The following is an 18,649-nucleotide window of genomic DNA, read 5'->3' on the forward strand; positions in this document are numbered from 1 at the left end:
GAGGACGACGGTCATTCTCGTTTTCAGCAAGCGGCTTGGCGTTCATACATAGCTTGCGAATAGGGAAGCCGTTCGTCGTCGTAGCGGGCGCTATATTTTCCGTAGCCGACGAACTGGTAGTAAATGTTCATCGCCTGGATATGTGACGATGCCCAGAACGTCCATACCCATTCACTGCCTGGCTCGTTGAGCCGCCGAGCGGCGTCTCCGTCCGGTCCATGCGGGATGCATGCAGGAAGATATTTGCCACGCTCGTCCGGGCAAATACCACACTTCATGAAGGTAGCCTAACGCCCTCGTCACCCAATACCGTCCTTCCGGCCATTTCTTTCGGTTCGCGAATTGTTGACGATTTTACGCAGGCGGCGAGTGGCCGTTCCTGGCCGAACTGAGACGATTCCTGTCCTGACAGTCTCACGAATACCGGATCGAATCCGGCCGGTCTCGCCAGTTCGCATCGTGGTCCATGTGCGCGGCGCAGAAATTGATAATTATGTCGTTGATTTTTTGGCTACCCTGGTCTCACCGATTCGGTCTGCCTGCAGTCGACAGGCAGTCATGCGTTGGTGTCCGTCCGAGGCGCTGATCGACCCATTGCTGTCAGTCACCACCGTCGGCTTTTGAGCGTTGTGATTTCAATTTTGGAGATGTTCCGTCTCTTACAGCGCGGGAAATTGCGGCTGCAGCTAGACTGCGTGCCGTGCCCGAATCCGCCACTTCGCCCTGTTCTCGTCGGCCGCCCAGCCCGTAGGGTACGTGGAGGCTCGCTTTGTCGGCGGCTGCATATCCGTCGATGGTCGGTGGCGAGTACTGGACGGACGGCGAAACACCGAGCTCCTCGGTCCAGTCATCGGCGCTTCGATTTTCAATTTATGCAACGGCTTTCCTGCCGTTACGGAGCACGCGGCGAGGAAGGTTTCGAAAGCCGCGCCGGTTAACGGTCCTGCCCTTTACACAACGCAATGCAACATTGAGCGCTGCTCAAAACGGATACCGCAGCCGCCCGCATAACCGACGCTTCTGTCATTCCCCGTGTGCACAACTTGGCTGCCCACACCACAAGGGCGTGGACAGCCGCCCTGCGGGCGGTACCCAAGTTGCACACACTTGACGACTGACGCGCCGGCTGAGCCGGCTTGCCTTGGTAAGAAGGTAACAAGACCTCTAGAAGCGAAACCGTCGAGCTACCAGGTACAACTTGGTCTATTTTTTCCTTGCAAACCTAAGCGATGAATCCATGTCCCTGCGGCTGGCGCGGCGATCCGAACGGACGTTGCCGCTGCACGCCCGACATCGCGGCGCGCTACCTGCGCAAGCTGTCCGGGCCGCTGCTCGATCGCATCGACATTCAACTCGAAGTGCCTGCGCTCACGTCGGCGGAGCTTTCCGCGCGGTCAAACGCCGTTGGCGAGACGAGCGCGGTTATCGCGAGCCGGGTGAACGTCGCACGCGAGCGTCAATTGGCGCGGCAAGGCAAAACCAACCGCGAGTTGAGTGGAAAAGAGGTGGACGCCGTCTGCCGGCCCGACGCAGCCGGCGAAGCGCTACTGCGCGAGGCCGGGGAGCGCTTCGGCTGGTCGGCCCGCGCTTACTACCGCGTGTTGAAGGTGGCGCGCACCATTGCGGACCTCGCGGGCACGAGCATGCCGAGCGCTGCACAGGTCGGCGAGGCCGTTCAGTATCGACGCGCTTTTGGCTCTGGGTGAGGAGAAAAATATGCTGTCAAGACTTGACTTATGCACATGCGCGCGTTCCAGATAAATTTAGAAACATCTGAAAGGTACATAGAAGCCTTTCGAGCAAGATCGTTGATTTAAAACAGTTTTTTATTCGGGCCGACGGGCGCGCAGACAGGCGAAATGCCCATGGGGCGGGCATCTGCGCGAAAAAAGCGGGACTTCTCAACAGAGTTATCCACAGGACACGCGGACAAGTGGAAAACTTCAACGAAAACCGAGAATTAGCGTGCAAAGCTGCGACGGAACTTTCACTGCACAAATGGATCCGCCGCGCGTTGAATCGGCCAAAACTACCGCTTTCAATACAGCTGGAAAGACGAAAAAAATTGGTCGACTTGCTCCTGCGGCAACGGCTGTGAAGCGATGATCGCGGCTTGATACACATGACGCCCTCGCGCGACCAGCCGCGCATAAACGGTGCGCTTTTCGTGGTCTGAACCGGCTTGCCCGCTCAACTTCATTTCCAGACCCAGCACCTTGCCGCCGGCCGCGAGTGGAATCTGCACGGCGTGCGCATCCGGTTGCGCGCCGACGTTGCGCGCCAGGCCGGTACGCAGAAAGTCGAGCGCCTTGCGTTGCGTCGCCTCGCTTTCGTCGGGCAGCGTGATCGTGCCGACCGCGAATACGGCGTCGCCGGCTTCGGCCGTTTGCATGGCCATTTGCATCGGCGCTCCGTCTATCTGTACGGCGCGCTGATCATTCCCCGGCTTGGCCGGCAGGTCGATCGTGTAGCCGCTGTCGTTATTCATGATCGTGCGCCAGTCGAAAGTCGGCGAGCAGCCGCTCAGAGCCGCGCCAATGGCGAGCGCGCAAGCCCCCGCGCGGACGGCCGAATGCGCGCGCGAAGCCACGGGCGGTTTCTGATCCGCTGTATTCCGATTGCGGGCGAAGCCGGAAACAAGACGCGGAAGAAGTTGGGTGAACAGAGGGGAAACGCGAAAAACGATCTGGAGCATGGGAACAAGGCGCCCGGGAAGCGGGCCAATGACGTGAGCATAAAGCGACATTATCCGCTGGCAGCTTGAGAAGCGTCAGCGGAAGCGGCACGCGGCCGGGGAATCGGCCACAATCGGCCGCAGCCCGCGCGAGGCATGCGCCCGGTGCGGGCGCTCGCTGCCGCCTGGCTCGAATAGGACTACAATACCCACGCTATGGGGCAGCGGGCGCAAAGCCCCGGCCCACGCGCTGTCCCACGCCATTTCGCGATTTCCGAGGTTCCGTTCATGAGCACCATCACGTCGACCACCGCCGTCAGGCGCACGAATCCGCTTCGCTACGTGATCGCCGCCGTCGTGGCGATTGCGATCGGCGTGGCTGGCTATTTTGCGTTTGCCGGCCAACAGCGCGTGCCCGACGCGACTTTCACGCTGCTCTCGGGCCAGAAAGTCTCGACTGCCGATCTGAAAGGCAAGGTCTACCTGGTCAACTTCTGGGCGACGAGCTGCGATACATGCATGAAGGAAATGCCGCAGATGGTCCAGACGTATAACCGCTTCAAAGGTAAAGGGCTGGAATTCGTCGCGGTGGCCATGAGCTACGACGCGCCCATGTACGTGACCAACTACACGCAGACGCGTCAGTTGCCGTTCAAGGTCGCCATGGACGACGGCTCGGCCGCGAAGCAGTTCGGCAACGTCCAGCTTACGCCGACCACTTTCCTGGTCGACAAGGACGGCAAGATTCTGAAGCGCTATGTCGGCGAGCCGCAGTTCGCGGAACTCGACCAGCTGCTGGAAAAGGCACTGAACGCTGCTTGAGCCGGGCGAGAGCCACGACGGCTGACTGAGCCTCGGTGCTGAAAGTAACGCCAGGCGCCCGGATCAACCGATCCGAGTCCAAGCCACAAAGCCAAACCCAAAGCCCAATGAAGAACGCCGGCGTGAATTGCCGGCGTTTCTTTTTTCACCTGTCCCCGTCCCCTTTGGCCGCGAGGCCATAGCGTTTGATCTTCTCGTAAAGCGTCGCTTTGCCAAGCTGCAGCCGGTCCGCCGCGATTGCCACCGCGCCGCCGCTCTGCTCCAACGCCTCAGCAATCACCGCCCGTTCAAATTGCTCCACGCGCTCCTTCAGCGGCTGCGGCTGCGCGCCTTCGTCGCCGAAAGACATGACGGGGTCGTCGGCGACGCCGAGCACGAAGCGATCCGCCGCATTGCGCAACTCCCGCACATTGCCCGGCCACTCGCGCTGCATCAGGCTCGCGCGCTGACGGTCCGTGAGAATCGGTGCGGGACGCTGATAACGGACGGCCGCGTCCAGCAGAAAGTGTTCGAAAAGCGGCACGATGTCCTCGCGCCGCTCGCCAAGCGGCGGCAGCGCGATCGTCACCACGTTCAAGCGGTATAGCAGGTCGCGACGGAACGAACCGTCGGCGACATGTTCCGCCATATCGCCTTTTGCCGCGGCGACCACGCGGCAATTCACGCGAATCGGCTGGTTCGAGCCGAGGCGTTCGAGCACGCCGTCCTGCAACACGCGCAGCAGCTTCACCTGCAACGCAAGCGGCATGCTTTCTATTTCGTCGAGAAACAACGTGCCGCCCGACGCGTGTTCGAGCTTGCCGACCCGGCGTTTTGCAGCACCGGTGAAGGCGCCCGGTTCGTAGCCGAACATCTCCGACTCGAACATCGGCTCCGGCAACGCGCCGCAGTTGACCGCAATAAACGGCTTGTCACGCCGCGGCGACAACTCGTGCAGACTACGCGCGATCAATTCCTTGCCCGCGCCGGTGTCCCCGTTGATGAGCACGGACGCATCGGTCGGCGCGACGTTTGCAATCAGCCGCCGGACCTGCTCGATTGCCGGACTGCGGCCGATGATCCGCGGCGCAACCGTGCTCTGCCCGGCAAGCTCGCGGCGCAGCGCGAGGTTTTCCAGCACGAGCTTGCGCCGCTCCAACCCACGCCGCACGGTTTCGATCAGGCGCTCAGAAGCAAACGGCTTTTCGATGAAGTCATAAGCGCCGTCGCGCATCGCCTGCACCGCCATCGAAATATCGCCGTGACCGGTCACGAGAATCACCGGCACGTCGGGGGCGCGCTCATGGCATTGCGCGAGCAGATCGAGGCCGCTCGCGCCGGGCAGGCGGATATCGCTGACGATCACGCCTGAAAAGTCGGCGCTGATCGACTTCGCCGCCGATTCCGCCGACGCATGACCGACCACGTTGAAGCCCGCCAGTTGCAGACTCTGCACGCTGGCGCGCCGCACGAGTTCGTCGTCTTCGATATACAGCACTTGCAAGCCGTCGTTCAGCATGTTGTTCTCATCGGATTCACGAACCCGTGGTGAGCGGGTCCGCGGTGTGACTCGTCTGCACGCGCGCACGGCGCAGCGTCAGTACAAATAATGCACCGCCGTTCGGGACGTTCGCCACATTCCGCGCCACGAGTGTGCCGCCGCAATCACGCGCGATCGACGACGAAATCGCCAACCCGAGCCCAAGTCCCTGGCCCATTTCCTTCGTGGTAAAAAACGGCTCGAACAGGCGCGGCAACACATCTTCGGCAATGCCGGGGCCGTTGTCACTGACTGCGAACGACAGGCTGTCCGCAGCAACTTCAATCTGCACGGAAATGCGCGGCGGAGTTATGTCGGCGGTCGCATCGAGCGCATTGCCGAGCAGGTTGATCAGCACCTGTTCGAGACGCAGATCGTCGCAGTGGGCTACCAGTTCGGCATGATCGTCGGCGAGATCGAGCGGCACGCGCGTGCCGTTTTCCGCGTCGAACAACGTGAGGTTGAGTTCGACACCCTTCAGACGTTGTTGCAACAGCGCGAGGGCATTGCGCAGCGCTCGCACGACCGAAGCGCGCGCGCTGCGCGGCCGCGCGCGTCCCACGAACAGCTTCAGCTGATTGGTGATCTTGCCCATGCGTTCGGTGAGCGCCGCGATCGCTTCGAGGTTCTCCCGCGCCGATGCCTGGTCGCCGCGCTCAAGCAGCACGCGCGTGTTGTCCGAAAATCCGCGTAATGCCGCGAGCGGTTGATTCAGTTCATGCGTGATGCCGGCCGCCATCTGACCGAGCGCCGCGAGCTTGCTCGCCTGAATGAGTTCGTCGTGCGCGGCGCGCAATTCCTGTTCGGCGCGCGTGCGTTCGGCCACTTCCTTCTGCAATTGCTCGTTCGCTTGCGACAGATCCGCGGTGCGCTCCGCAACGCGCTGGTTCAATTCGGCGTACGCCTTTTGCAGCAGCGCGCGGCTACGCATCACCTCGCGCACGCGGGACCGGCGCATTCTCCAGTAGAACGCGAGCAATACGAGCGACACATAGCCGAAGCCGGTCACGATGGTCGCGTTGCGCGCGTCAGCGTCGACTGGGCTAACGGGCGCCATGGTAATCAGATGCCAGTCGGGTTCGCCCATGCCGCGCCGCGATGCGAGATAGCGAGGCGCGTAGCGTCCGCCGCCGACGCGCACGATCTGCGCGTCGCCTTCGAGCTTGCGCTCGATCGTCACAGGCAGCGGCGCAATAGGCTGCTGCGCATACTGTCGGGCCTGATAGATGGAATCGGCAACCTGGCCCGACAGTGGCCGTATCGTGTGATATTTCCATGCGGGCACGGACGACAGAAAGATCACGCCGTGATCGTCGGTGACGAGGAGCGGCTCGTATGCGTCCGCGCCCTGAAACCATTCGAGATCGAGTTTGACGACCGCCACGCCGACGATCTTTCCCTCACGACGCACCGGCTGCGAAATGTAATAGCCCGGCGCCTGCGAGATCGTGCCGATGCCGAAGAAGCGGCCCACGTGGCCTTTGATGGCATCGACGAAATATGGGCGGAACAGATAGCCCGCGCCGATGAAACTGCCCGGCCCTTGCCAGTTGCTCGCGGCGACACAATAGCCGTCGAGCGGAATGATGTAGGTCACCGTTGCGCGCGCGTGGCGGTTCAAATCTTCGAGATAGAGATTCGCGCGCTGGACGTTGGCGGGCGACGGATCGACCAGCACGTCCTGCACGATGGGATGCTCGGCGAGCAGATACGGCAGCGATTCATAGCGCTCAAGTGTGCTCTTGAGCGAACTGGCGGTGCGATCGACGCGCCCGGCGGCATTGCGCCGCAAGCTGTCGATTCCGCTTTGCCACGCGACGCTGTAGGTGAGCCCGCACGCCGCGACGAGCCCGGCGACGAGCGCGAAGAGGATCAGCAGACGGCGCGTCACGTTGGCAATATCCGATGAGGTGTGATCGGATATTGTGGCATAAGGCGAAGCGCGGTCGGCGCGAGCTTCCCCGGCCGACGGCACTTCGGTTGGGCGCGCAGTCACCGGTTGCATGTGCTGGTGTCCGCGGCCGCAAACGTCACGCGTTTTCAGACAATGAGCGTCGATGCCCGGCTTAAACGCCGGCCGGCTCTTTGACCGGCACGTCGCCGCGCAACGCCGAGTTCAGCTTGTTGCGGTCCAGTTCCTTTTCCCACGCCGACACGACCACGGTCGCCACGCCATTGCCGACGATGTTCGTCAGCGCACGGCATTCGCTCATGAAGCGGTCGATACCGAGAATCAGCACCATGCCCGAAAGCGGAATGGTCGGCACTACGGCCAGCGTTGCGGCGAGCGTGATGAAGCCCGCGCCCGTCACGCCGCTCGCGCCCTTCGACGTCAGCATCGTCACTGCCAGCAGCGTGAGCTGCTGCGCCCACGTGAGGTCGGTGTTCGTCGCCTGGGCGATGAACAGCACCGCCATCGTCATATAGATGTTGGTGCCGTCGAGGTTGAACGAATAACCGGTCGGCACCACGAGACCCACCACCGAGCGCGAGCAGCCGAGGTTTTCCAGCTTGAGCATCAGTTGCGGCAGCGCGGCTTCGGACGAGCTCGTGCCGAGCACGATCAGCATCTCTTCCTTGATGTACGCAATGAAGCGCAGGATGTTGAAGCCCACCGCACGCGCGATGATGCCGAGCACGACCACCACGAATACGATCGACGTCAGATAGAACGTGCCGATCAGCTTCAGCATGGGCAGCAGCGAGCCGATACCGTACTTGCCGATGGTGAACGCCATCGCGCCGAACGCACCGATCGGCGCGAGCTTCGTGATGATGCGCACGATGCCGAACAGCACATGCGAGAGCCCTTCGATGAAGTTCGTGACGACCTTGCCCCTCTCACCGGCTGTGGCGAGCACCGCGCCGAACAGCAGCGCGATCAGCAGGATCTGCAGAATCTCGCCCTGTGCAAACGCGGAGACGAGCGTGTCCGGAATCAGGTGCATCAGGAAGTCGACCGTGGTCTGGCCGTGCGCCTTGGCGGCGTACGAAGCGACCGCCTTGCCGTCGAGCGTGGCGGGGTCGATATTGAAACCGACGCCCGGCTTCAGCACGTGCGTCGCGATCAGGCCGAGCACCAGCGCAAACGTCGAGACAATTTCAAAATACAGCAGCGCCTTGCCGCCGACGCGCCCGACCTTCTTCATGTCTTCCATGCCGGCAATGCCGGTCACGACCGTACAGAAGATGATCGGCCCGATCACCATCTTGATGAGCTTGATGAAGCCGTCGCCGAGCGGTTTCATGTCGACGGCGAGATTCGGATAGTAATGTCCGAGCGCGATACCGATGATGATCGCCACGATCACCTGGACGTACAGCACTTTGTGGATAGGTTTCTTCACGATGGTTCCTGCGATGTGGGTGAGCCTATGGCCTGCCACGCTGCGCATCATGCGAACGAATGATCGTCACGCCTGTGCACGGCATTAGGCCGCGACAAGACGACGAATTCAGAAGTACCGGAAAGGGAAATCGGACATCGTTGTCTCCTTGCTTTAGTTGTCGGACCGTTGCGGCCGCGTTATCTATTTCGCAAGGTCGATGCCAGCTTGAGGCAGGCCGCGCGCCTTTGATTTTTATAGGTTTTCTTGCGCCTAATCGCAAGTGCCATCCGAGATTCCGGAAATCCGGACGGCCCGCGTCGGGAAAACCGGAATTCGCTTCGGCAGCAGCTCAGGGGAAACCCGAAGCCTTTACTGGCGGGGGCTTTGCCGTTTTCCTAAGCGCCGCCCTCTTCGAGTACCAGCAGATTCTCATGCGAGAAACCGAGCGACACCGGCTGACCTCGCTCGGGTAAACCGCGATTCGGATCGTTGAACACGTCGAGAGAAATCACCGCGTCTTTCACGCGCGTCCTGATCCGCACCACCGCGCCGAGAAAATTCACTTCTTCGACGGTCGCGCTCAGTGTGTTGCGGCCAGGCGCCGCCGGTTCGAGCACGATCGCTTCGGGGCGCAGCGCAAGCAGACGCTTCTTGCCCGCATCGCCGGCCGGCAGTTCCTGCGTAGTGGTCAACTCCTGGCCGTCCACGACCATCTTGCCGGTCGCCGGATCGATCACATGCCCCGCCAGAATGTTCAGCGTGCCGACGAACGACGCGACGAAACGCGTGCGAGGATAGTTGTAGATTTCCGAAGGCGAGCCGATCTGCTCGACGCGCCCCTCGTTCATCACGACGATGCGGTCGGAAATCGACAACGCCTCTTCCTGATCGTGCGTAACGAAAATCGACGTGATGCCGAGTTCGCGCTGCAGTGCGCGAATGTCCTGCCGCAACGAAATGCGAATCTTCGCGTCGAGCGCGGACAGCGGCTCGTCGAGCAACAATACCTGCGGCTTGCCGGCCAACGCGCGCGCCAGCGCCACGCGTTGCTGCTGGCCGCCCGACAGTTGCCACGGATAGCGGCCGCCGAGCTGCGGCAGCTTGATCAGGTGCAGCATCTCTTCTACGCGCTGGCTGATTTCCGCCTGCGGCCGGTGCGTGATCTTCAGCCCGAAGCCGATGTTCTCCGCGACCGTCATGTTCGGAAACAGCGCATACGACTGAAACACCATGCCGACCTTGCGCTGCCGCGTACGAAGATGCGTGACGTCCTTGTTATCGAGCCGGATGACGCCGCGCGTCGGCGTTTCGAAGCCGGCGATCATCCGCAGCACGGTCGTTTTGCCGCAGCCGGAAGGTCCAAGGAACGTGATGAACTCACCGCGCTCGATCTTCATGTCGAAGTGATGCAACGCGATGTTCGTCCCAAAGGACTTGTGCAGATTTTCGATCTCGAGAAATGCCATGATTCGCTGCCTCAGTGGATCAAGCTCATTGCATCAAACCTTTTGACCGCTCAACGCGCGGGCCGAGCCGAACACCTGGATCAAGCCCATCGACGCCCACGTAATCATGAACGCGATGATCGCAAGCGCCGACGGCTCATACGCGCGATTCGCGCCGATCAGTTGCAGGTAAGGACCGAACGCGGGCCGATCGAGCAGACTCGCCAGCGTGAATTCGCCGATTACCACCGCGAAGGTGAGAAACGCGCCCGACAGAATGCCCGAGCGGATATTCGGAAAGATCACCTTAAAGAGAATCGTCGGCCAGTTTGCGCCGAGACACTCGGCGGCTTCGGTGAGCGAGCGCACGTCGACAGCGCGCAGGCCCGCATCGACCGCGCGGTACATGTACGGCAGAGACAGCGTCACGTAGCCGAACACCAACAGCAGATCGGTCGCGCGCTCGTTGCTCGTGAGCGGCAGAATCGAACTGCTGTTGTAGATGCGCAGATAGCCGAACACGATCACGATAGCCGGCACCACGAGCGGCAACAGCGTAATGAATTCGACGACCGGCCGCAGCTTCGGCAAGCGCAGTTGTACCCAGTAAGCGGTCGGCACAACGAGCAATATGCCGACGACGATCGTCAGCAGCGCCATCAGAATCGAATAACCAAACGAGGCCTGAAAGCGCGGATCGCCGAGCACCACGCTGTAGGCTTCGAAGCTATATGTGCCACGCTTCATCCGCAGACTGAACTCGAAGGTGGCGATCAGCGGAATCAGGAAGTACAGGGAACCGACCACCATTGCGGTCCACGCTCCCACGCGCGACTGGCTTTTCATCGGCGGCCCCTTTCAGCGCGTGAGCGCAGCCAGATATAACCGCCATTCGAAAGACCCGTGACGAGCACCATGCCGAGTGCAAGCGCGTAGCCGAGATTCTGGTTGTGCATGACGTCGCCGCGAATCTGCGCAAAGAGCAGAATCGGCACGATGTTCAACGAGCTGCCGGTCAGCGCATAAGCGGTGGCGACCGCGCCGAACGCGTTGGCAAACAGCAGCAGCGTCGCGCCCAGCACGCTCGGCCATAGCACCGGCAGCGCGACGTAGCGCCAGTACTGAGACGCGGTGCCGCCGAGGCAATCGCATGCTTCGCGCCATTCGCGTTTCAGACCGTCGAGCGCGGGCGTGACGATCAGCACCATCAATGGAATCTGGAAGTACAGGTAGGTCAGCGTGAGCCCCGAAAAGCTGAGAATGCTGAAGCCCGTCGAATACAGATTGAAGCCGAGATACTTCTTCAACAACACGGTGACGAGTCCGACGCGTCCCAAAGTGCAGATGAAAGCAAACGCGAGCGGCACGCCCGCGAAGTTCGACGCGACACCGGAGAACGTCATCAACGTCGGACGAATCCAGCCCGGCAGCTTGCCCTGCACCGCCGCCCACGCGAGCAGCGAGCCGATCAGCGCACCGCCCGCCGCGGACGCCGCGCTGACTTTGAAGCTGATCCAGTAAGCGTCGAGCACGGACGGCTGAAGCAGGTCGCGCAGGTTGGCGAGCGTGAAGTGACCTTGCGAATCCTGGAACGCGCCGATCATCAGAAAGCCCGTCGGCAGAATCAGGAACAGCAGCGCGAAAGTGAAGAACGGCACGACGCCGATCCAGGCCAGCATCTGCGACGCGCGGCCCGGACCGTCGACGCGCGGCGTTGGAGTGGGCACAGGCGGTACCAGCAAATCCGGCTGCACCGATCCAGCATCCGATGAAGCGCTCATAGCTCACCCTTTGGGTATTCCCCGCATTGGCCGCATCGCCGGCATGTCCGGCACTCTGGGTAACGGCGCGCGCCGTCCGACTGGGACGACGCGCGCGGCGTGTACGACCTCGCGCTAAACGTCGAAGCAGCGCTTACTTGACGTTCGCGCCGACCGTTTCGTCCCAATGCTTCGTGATGGTTTCCTTGTACGCGTCCTGTTGCGAGAGCGTCGGAAACACGACGTTCTTATACGACGACGGCGGCGGCAACTTGTCGAGGAGCGCCTGCGGCACTTTCTTCGCGGCCACCAGTTCGTTGTAGCGCATCGGGTGGCAATAGCCGGTCAACCAGCCGATCTGGCCTTCGTCGGAATAGAGATATTCCATCCACAGCTTGGCTGCGTTCGGATGCGGCGCATAAGCGCTGATGGCCTGCACATAGACGCCTGCGACTACGCCCGTTTTCGGGATCACCACTTGAACCTTCGGGTTGCCCTTCAGCGTGTCGCGATCGGCGAGCGCGTTGTAATCCCAACGGACGACGATCGGCGTCGTGCCTTGCGCGAGCGACGCGGCCTTGCCGATCACCGGCACGAAGTTGCCGCTCTTGTTCAGGTCGGCGAAGAACTTGAGGCCGGCTTTGTCCGCCTTGCTCGCGTCGCCCTTGCTTTGCGCAAGACCCGCCGCGTACACCGCCTGAATCGCCTGATTCGCGGAGCGCGGATCGCCCGCGAGCGACACTGCGTTCTTGTAGTCTGATTTGAGCAGGTCGCTCCAGTCGGACGGCGCCTTGTCGATCATGTCGGCGTTCACTTCGAACGCGAGCACGCCGTAGTAGTCGCCGTACCAGTAGCCGTCGGCATCCTTCGATTCTTTGGGAATCGAGTTCCACGCAGAGACCTTATACGGCTGCAGCAGCCCTTCAGCCTTCGCGCTCGGGCCGAACGACAGACCCACGTCGATCACGTCGGGCGCTTGCGGACCCTTGTTGCCCTTGTTCGCCTTGATCGCTTCCACTTCATCGCCGGAGCCCGCGTCGGGATTCAGCTCGTTGATCTTGATGCCGTACTTCTTCTGGAAACCCGCGACGAGTTGCCCATAGTTGCACCAGTCGTGCGGCAACGCGATCACGGTAAGCTGGCCTTCCTGTTTCGCGGCGGCGATCAGTGCGTCGAGCGGCGCGGCGCTAGCGCTGCTCGCGCCGGCGGCTGCGACGCCCGCGGCGGCCGACATCGAAAGTATGCGAGCTAACACGGTGCGGTTCATAGTTTTCCCCATCCTCTGCCGAAGTTGCTACGTTTGGAAAATTTCTAGTTCGACTTCAACGGCGTTAATCCTGCGCCATTGCGTGCGCTCCTGGTCGGCCTTTGCGGCCGCCTTCGCGTGCCTGCGTGCACACTCACGCCCTGCTCTGGCCGGTTTCACAGCTCAAAGCATGTCGTGCTGCAGCATATCGATGCGATCTGTACAAATCATGTCAACGCCCCACTGCGCAAGCAATTGCGCGCGCGCCGGATCGTTCACCGTGTATGCGAGCACATGCAGTCCGGCCTCGCGGATTTCGCCGACGAGTTGCTCCGTCAGATAACGATGGCTCGCATGCAAGGACGCGCACTCGAGCTCGCGCACGATACGCAACCAGTCCGCGGGCACTTCCTCGAACAGCATGCCGCGCCGCAATGAAGGCGCCGCGTCGCGCGCAGTTGCAAGGGCGTCGAAAGAGAACGACGACAGCAACGGCGGCGTTTGCCCTTGCCACAACCTGAGCGCACCGTCCGCAACGAGGCGGCCGGTGATCTCTTCACGGCCCGGACAGGGTTTGATTTCGATGTTCGCCGCGATGCCGTCGCGCGCGCAACGGGCTGCTGCATCGGCAAGCGTCGGCAGGCGAGTGCCTGCGAATTGCGGACCGTACCAGGCGCCCGCGTCGAGCATGGCGAGCTGCGCCCACGTATAGTCGGCAGCAGCGCCGTAGCCGTTGGTCGTGCGCTCGAGCGTGTCGTCGTGCAGCAGGAACAGTTCGTTGTCGGCGGAAAGCTTGGCGTCGAACTCGACCATGCGGTAGCCGTAGCGCACACAGGCGTCGAATCCCGCTAAGGTGTTCTCAGGCGCGAGCGTGCCGCCGCAGCGGTGCGCGACGAGCGGCGGATATGGCCAGTCTGCAGGTGATGCATGATCGATCCCGTTTCCCACGTCCGGTCACCTTTCACCCTGAAGAAAGCGGAGAGTGCATTGAAGCACTTCAACGCATGCGGTCTTGTCAAAAAGCGCCACGCTAATGCACGAAAGAACAGATCAGACTTTGCCTTTCGAACATTCGAGTTTCGAACGAGCGCGGCGCTTCGATTTGCGAAGGCTAAAGTCAAATACACAAACTTGCAAGCTGCCAAAAAAATACAACACAATGCGGCTAAAGTAGTAGCCTTGACATCGTCTGGACACACATTCGTGTCCACGATGTCACTGACTAAGACACGTTGTGCGAGCGCCTTCGCATCCAAGGAAAATGCATGTGGCAGGAAGACCGTCATCAGAGAATACGCGCGTTGGTGTCGACGCTCCATCGGGTGTCGACCGAACGGATCATGGCGGACCTTGGCGTGTCGCGCGAAACGGTCCGGCGCGATCTGCTCGACCTCGAAGCGCTCGGTGAATTACGGCGGGTACACGGCGGCGCCATCAAACCCGCCGACGAAGCGCCGATCGCCGAGCGCGCGCACATGCGCGTCAAGTCCAAGACGGCGATTGCAAAGGCGGCGACCGGCTTGATCGCGAGCGGCCAGACGCTGTTCATCGACGCGGGCACGACGACCGCCGCACTTGCGGAAGAGCTCGCGAAGCTCGCCAATTTGACCATCGTCACTAATTCGATCGACGTCGCATTGAAGCTGCGCGGCGCAGCGGAACAGGCCGATGCGGGCAACGAAGTGATTTTGCTCGGCGGCACGATCAGCGACCGCGCAATGGCAACCACGGGGGCCACCACCGTGCTCGATATTCAGCGCTATCGGGCGGATCTCGCGCTGCTGTCGCCGGTCGGCGTCGATCACCGGCATGGCGCGACGAACTACGACCACGCCGAAACCGAAGTGGCGCGCGCTATGGTCGCGAATGCCGACCGTGTCGTGATCCTTGCGGATTACAGCAAGATTGGTCAGCGCAGCCGGATCTCGTATTGCCCGGTGGAACGGATAGACGTGCTCGTCACCAACAAGAAGGCCGCAGACGCCGCCGATTTCCCGGCGCTAAAAAAGAAGCTCGAAGAGGTCGTGCTGGCCTGAAGCGTCATGCTGCACGCCACGCGTGCCGCTCATTCCTTCACATGCATCGTATCGAGCGCGCGCTTGCGCAGACGCGTGTCATGCAATGCGCCGGCGGCGTCGAGTACCGGATAAGCCGTCGAGCAGAACAGCGAATTGAGCCGCTTCATGTCGCTGATCAGATCCAGATGCAATGCGCTCGTTTCAATGCTGCGTAGCGTCTGCCCCGTGAGCCGGTCCAGATGCCTGTATGAATACGCGCGCTCCAGATCGCGGAAACGCTCTTTTTCTGCGAGTAGACGTTCGGCACAGCGCAGATCGTTGTTCAGGAATACGGATAGACCGAGTTGCAGATTACTGACGAGCCGCGTCTGCAGATCGTCCAGTTCGCCGAGTCCTTCTTCGGAAAACGACAGGCGGTGAGCGATCTTCTTCTCCTCGATATCTCCCACTATCCGCTCGATGATGTCGCCCGCATGCTCGAGGTTGATAGTCAGCGAAATGATGTCGGTCCATCGGCGGCTGTCAGCTTCATCCAACTGCTCGCGTGAGATCAACGTGAGGTAGTTTTTGACCGCTGCGTAGAGTTCGTCGACGTCGTCGTCCATGCGGATCGTTTCACGCGCCTTGTCGAGATGATTGTGATGAATCAGCTCCGCCACGTTGTCGAGCATGGCCCGCACGATGTCGCCGATACGCAGCACTTCGCGCGCCGCATGCGCGAGGGCAAGCGTCGGCGTGGACAACGCGGCCTCGTCCAGATGCAGCGGCCGCAGTTCGCCGTTCGGCATGGGCCGGTCAGGCAGCAGCCGCACGCAGACGCGCGCAACCGGATCGATCAGCGACAGGCATGCGCAGCAACGCAGCGCGTTGTAGATCAGATGAAAACCCACGGTGGCTTCACGCGGATTGGCGATCAGCACCGGCAGTCCGCGCGCGAGCAGCGGTGCAAACGGCAGGATCAGCATCGCGCCCGCCAGCTTGAAGGCGAAGCTGCCCAAAGCGAGCCGTCGCGCCGCCGCGTTCTGCGCCACGGTGCCAAGCAACGCCAGCATGCCGCTGCCGAGGTTCGCGCCGATCACGAGGCACAACGCGACCTTCAACGAAATGACGCCCGACGACGCAAGCGTGGCCGTGAGCAGCACGGCCGCGAGGCTGGAATACGACAGCATTGCAAAGGCCGCACCCACTAGCGCGTCAAGCATGGTGTCGCCGGTCAATGCGCCGAACATCACGCGCACGCCTGCGCCTTGCATCATGGGCTGCGCGGCCTCTACGATCAGATGCAGCGCGAGCAGAATCAGACCGAGACCAATCAGCGTACGGCCGGCCTGGCCTGTGCGCGTCTGCTTGCGCGACAGGAACAGTGGCACGCCGAACAGGATCAGGATTGGCGACAACCAGGATAGATCGAGGGTAAGAACTCGCGCCATCAGCGCGGTGCCGACGTCGGCGCCGAGCATGATCGCAAGACCACTGGTCAGCGGCAGGAGCCCCTGCGCGGCAAACGACGTGACGATGACCGCCGTGGCGTTGCTGCTTTGGACGAGACTGGTAACGCCCACTCCCGACAGGAATGCTCGCCAACGACTGCGGGTGCTTCGCCCGAGGATGCTGCGCAGATCTGCGCCGAGTACGCGCAGGATGCCGGTGCGAACGATATGCGAGCCCCAGACAAGCAGTGCCACGCCGGCGAGAAGGTTAAGGAGAATCAACATAAGGCACTGCTCTTATTCTCTGCTGCCATGACCCGAACCGTATGCCGCGCGTACGACACCCGGGGCGTATATGACAGTAGTGTTGCACATTTTTGCCTTATTGTAATTTTGTGCTTTTAAATATACGCTCGGCCAACGATGAGGATCGTCGCGTGACCGTCTGTGCCGTTCATGTGACGCCACCACCACCTGTCACGAGGACAACGGATGAGCCGCAATCTCGCGCTGTTCGACCTGGACCACACGTTGCTGCCGCTCGACAGCGACCAGGCGTGGGCTCACTTTATCGCTGGACTCGGCATAGAGGGCGCGGCGCGCCATGCGCAAGACATCGACGAATATTATCGGCAGTACGTGGCCGGTACGCTCGACATGGCCGCCTATCTGGACTACACGTTGGCGCCGCTCGCTCGCCACTCGCGCGAACAGCTCGACACGTGGCATGCGCAATTCATGCAGGAAGTGATCACGCCGGCGATCCTGCCGGCCGCACGTGAACTGGTGCAGCGTCATATTCAGGCGGGCGACCTCTGCTGCATTGTCACCGCAACGAACGTGTTCGTTACCGCGCCTATCGGCAAGGCGCTCGGCTTCGAGCATCTTCTCGGGATCGAATTGGGTACGGAGGGTGATGATCCGCTTGCCCGCTTCACGGGTGCGTCGGTGGGCGTTCCGACTTTCCGTGAAGGCAAGATCGCGCGCACGGAAAGCTGGTTAGCTTCGCTTGGCCACCATTTGAATGACTTTCCTCAAAGCTGGTTCTATAGCGATTCGATCAACGACGTTCCGCTGCTCGAACGCGTCACGCATCCGGTCGCGACGAATCCCGATTCGCGTTTGCGTGCGATCGCGAATGAGCGAGGCTGGCCTGTCATCGAACTTTTCAGCTGACGCACGCTTGGTGCAATGTCGATGTGGCCGTAAAGGGTCGTGACCGCGATGGTGGCGACCTCAATTCCCGCGTCTGATTATTCGTTAGCCAAACTAATATAGTTTTTGTTCGAGCCGGCGGTACTACGGTGATCAGGCGCTTGCCCACCGTGAAATAAAAAACCCGCAACACGTGCGGGTTTTCTTCAACCTGACCGATCAGTCACCTGACACTCACACTACGCCGGCTCCATGCGCCTGCAAGTCGGCGTGGTAGCTGGAGCGCACCATAGCGCCCACCGCTGCGTGCGTGAAGCCCATCTTGTACGCCTCTTCCTCGTACATCTTGAAGGTGTCGGGGTGCACATAAGAGCGCACCGGCAAATGGTGTTCGGAAGGCTGCAGATACTGACCGATGGTGAGCATGTCCACATCGTGCTCGCGCAGATCGCGCATGACCTGCAGGATCTCTTCTTCCGTTTCCCCCAAACCGACCATGAGGCCCGACTTGGTCGCGACGTCCGGATGCAGCGCCTTGAAGTCTTTGAGCAGCTTGAGCGAATGCGCGTAGTCGGAACCCGGGCGCGCTTCCTTGTACAAACGCGGCACCGTTTCGAGGTTGTGATTCATGACGTCAGGCGGTGCGGCATTCAGAATGCCGAGCGCACGGTCCAGACGACCACGGAAATCCGGCGTCAGAATTTCAATGCGCGTGTCAGGCGACAACTCGCGCGTCTGACGGATACATTCGACGAAGTGCGCCGCGCCGCCGTCGCGCAAATCGTCACGATCCACGCTCGTGATCACCACGTACTTGAGCTTCAACGCGGCAATAGTGCGCGCGAGATTTGCCGGCTCTTCCGGATCGAGCGGGTCCGGGCGGCCGTGCCCCACGTCGCAGAACGGGCAGCGACGTGTGCACTTGTCGCCCATGATCATGAACGTGGCCGTGCCCTTACCAAAGCATTCGCCGATGTTCGGGCAGCTCGCTTCCTCACACACCGTATGCAGATTGTGCTCGCGCAGAATCTGTTTGATTTCGTAGAAGCGCGAATTGCCGGTCGCCGCCTTGACGCGAATCCAGTCCGGTTTTTTCAGCTTTTCGATCGGAACGATCTTGATAGGAATGCGGGCGGTTTTGGCTTGCGCCTTCTGCTTCGCGGTGGCGTCGTAGGCAGCGGCGGATGCCGGCACGCCTTCAGGCACGGGAGAAGTTGCGAGGTTCGCGGTAACGTCAGTCATTCGTTCGGT

The 18,649-nt window shown here is 61.4% G+C and carries 15 protein-coding genes and 1 pseudogene; 4 read left to right on the forward strand and 12 right to left on the reverse strand.

Features of this window, described 5'->3' with window-relative positions:
• Positions 1–23 precede the first annotated feature (23 nt).
• The gene (locus ACTJLB_RS00955; RefSeq protein WP_440782181.1) at positions 24–278 is read right to left on the reverse strand and encodes a hypothetical protein; all 255 of its coding nucleotides are present in this window, start codon (positions 276–278) and stop codon (positions 24–26) included.
• A 948-nt stretch (positions 279–1,226) separates the two neighbouring features.
• On the opposite strand from ACTJLB_RS00955, the pseudogene ACTJLB_RS00960 reads away from it, so the two are divergent.
• Positions 1,227–1,706: pseudogene (locus ACTJLB_RS00960) on the forward strand (ATP-binding protein); the annotation flags it as partial.
• Between the two features lie 332 nt (positions 1,707–2,038).
• Here ACTJLB_RS00960 and ACTJLB_RS00965 read toward each other — a convergent pair.
• Positions 2,039–2,746, reverse strand: coding sequence for a hypothetical protein (locus tag ACTJLB_RS00965; protein ID WP_440782183.1), 708 nt, complete (start codon positions 2,744–2,746; stop codon positions 2,039–2,041).
• Positions 2,747–2,962: 216 nt separating this feature from the next.
• Between ACTJLB_RS00965 and ACTJLB_RS00970 the strand changes: the two genes are divergently transcribed.
• Positions 2,963–3,496, forward strand: a complete 534-nt coding sequence (locus tag ACTJLB_RS00970; protein WP_027780122.1) for a TlpA disulfide reductase family protein — start codon at positions 2,963–2,965, stop codon at positions 3,494–3,496.
• 145 nt (positions 3,497–3,641) lie between these two features.
• Here the strand turns inward: ACTJLB_RS00970 and ACTJLB_RS00975 are convergent, their stop codons facing one another.
• From ACTJLB_RS00975 to ugpQ, 8 genes are all read right to left on the reverse strand, one after another.
• On the reverse strand, positions 3,642–4,994 hold the full coding sequence (locus ACTJLB_RS00975; RefSeq protein WP_440782185.1) for a sigma-54-dependent transcriptional regulator: 1,353 nt from the start codon (positions 4,992–4,994) through the stop codon (positions 3,642–3,644).
• Between the two features lie 16 nt (positions 4,995–5,010).
• Positions 5,011–7,020, reverse strand: a complete 2,010-nt coding sequence (locus ACTJLB_RS00980; RefSeq protein WP_440782187.1) for a sensor histidine kinase — start codon at positions 7,018–7,020, stop codon at positions 5,011–5,013.
• A 61-nt stretch (positions 7,021–7,081) separates the two neighbouring features.
• Complete coding sequence (locus tag ACTJLB_RS00985; protein ID WP_027804477.1) at positions 7,082–8,362, reverse strand: dicarboxylate/amino acid:cation symporter; 1,281 nt, start codon at positions 8,360–8,362, stop codon at positions 7,082–7,084.
• Between the two features lie 377 nt (positions 8,363–8,739).
• Positions 8,740–9,810 carry an ABC transporter ATP-binding protein gene (locus tag ACTJLB_RS00990; protein WP_020067075.1) on the reverse strand — a complete coding sequence of 357 codons (1,071 nt, stop codon included), beginning with the start codon at positions 9,808–9,810 and terminating at the stop codon, positions 8,740–8,742.
• A gap of 33 nt (positions 9,811–9,843) precedes the next feature.
• Entirely contained in the window at positions 9,844–10,635 is a 792-nt protein-coding gene (locus ACTJLB_RS00995) for an ABC transporter permease (protein WP_020067076.1), read from the reverse strand.
• A complete protein-coding gene (locus ACTJLB_RS01000; RefSeq protein ID WP_440782190.1) occupies positions 10,632–11,570 on the reverse strand; it encodes an ABC transporter permease in 939 nt (312 codons plus the stop codon). The genes ACTJLB_RS00995 and ACTJLB_RS01000 overlap by 4 nt, the downstream gene beginning before the upstream one ends.
• Positions 11,571–11,703: 133 nt before the next feature.
• Entirely contained in the window at positions 11,704–12,816 is a 1,113-nt protein-coding gene (locus ACTJLB_RS01005; RefSeq protein WP_087751005.1) for an ABC transporter substrate-binding protein, read from the reverse strand.
• A gap of 162 nt (positions 12,817–12,978) precedes the next feature.
• Entirely contained in the window at positions 12,979–13,743 is a 765-nt protein-coding gene (ugpQ, locus tag ACTJLB_RS01010) for a glycerophosphodiester phosphodiesterase (protein WP_440782192.1), read from the reverse strand.
• 317 nt (positions 13,744–14,060) lie between these two features.
• On the opposite strand from ugpQ, the gene ACTJLB_RS01015 reads away from it, so the two are divergent.
• Positions 14,061–14,831, forward strand: coding sequence for a DeoR/GlpR family DNA-binding transcription regulator (locus tag ACTJLB_RS01015; protein ID WP_087751007.1), 771 nt, complete (start codon positions 14,061–14,063; stop codon positions 14,829–14,831).
• Between the two features lie 29 nt (positions 14,832–14,860).
• On the opposite strand, the gene ACTJLB_RS01020 is transcribed toward ACTJLB_RS01015, so the two are convergent.
• Positions 14,861–16,528, reverse strand: a complete 1,668-nt coding sequence (locus ACTJLB_RS01020; RefSeq protein ID WP_087751008.1) for a Na/Pi cotransporter family protein — start codon at positions 16,526–16,528, stop codon at positions 14,861–14,863.
• 207 nt (positions 16,529–16,735) lie between these two features.
• On the opposite strand from ACTJLB_RS01020, the gene ACTJLB_RS01025 reads away from it, so the two are divergent.
• Complete coding sequence (locus tag ACTJLB_RS01025; RefSeq protein WP_440782195.1) at positions 16,736–17,419, forward strand: HAD family hydrolase; 684 nt, start codon at positions 16,736–16,738, stop codon at positions 17,417–17,419.
• A 213-nt stretch (positions 17,420–17,632) separates the two neighbouring features.
• Here the strand turns inward: ACTJLB_RS01025 and lipA are convergent, their stop codons facing one another.
• Complete coding sequence (gene lipA / locus ACTJLB_RS01030; protein WP_020067083.1) at positions 17,633–18,640, reverse strand: lipoyl synthase; 1,008 nt, start codon at positions 18,638–18,640, stop codon at positions 17,633–17,635.
• Positions 18,641–18,649: the final 9 nt, after the last annotated feature.

The organism is Paraburkholderia sp. 22098, assembly GCF_052045935.1.
Lineage (GTDB): Bacteria > Pseudomonadota > Gammaproteobacteria > Burkholderiales > Burkholderiaceae > Paraburkholderia > Paraburkholderia caledonica.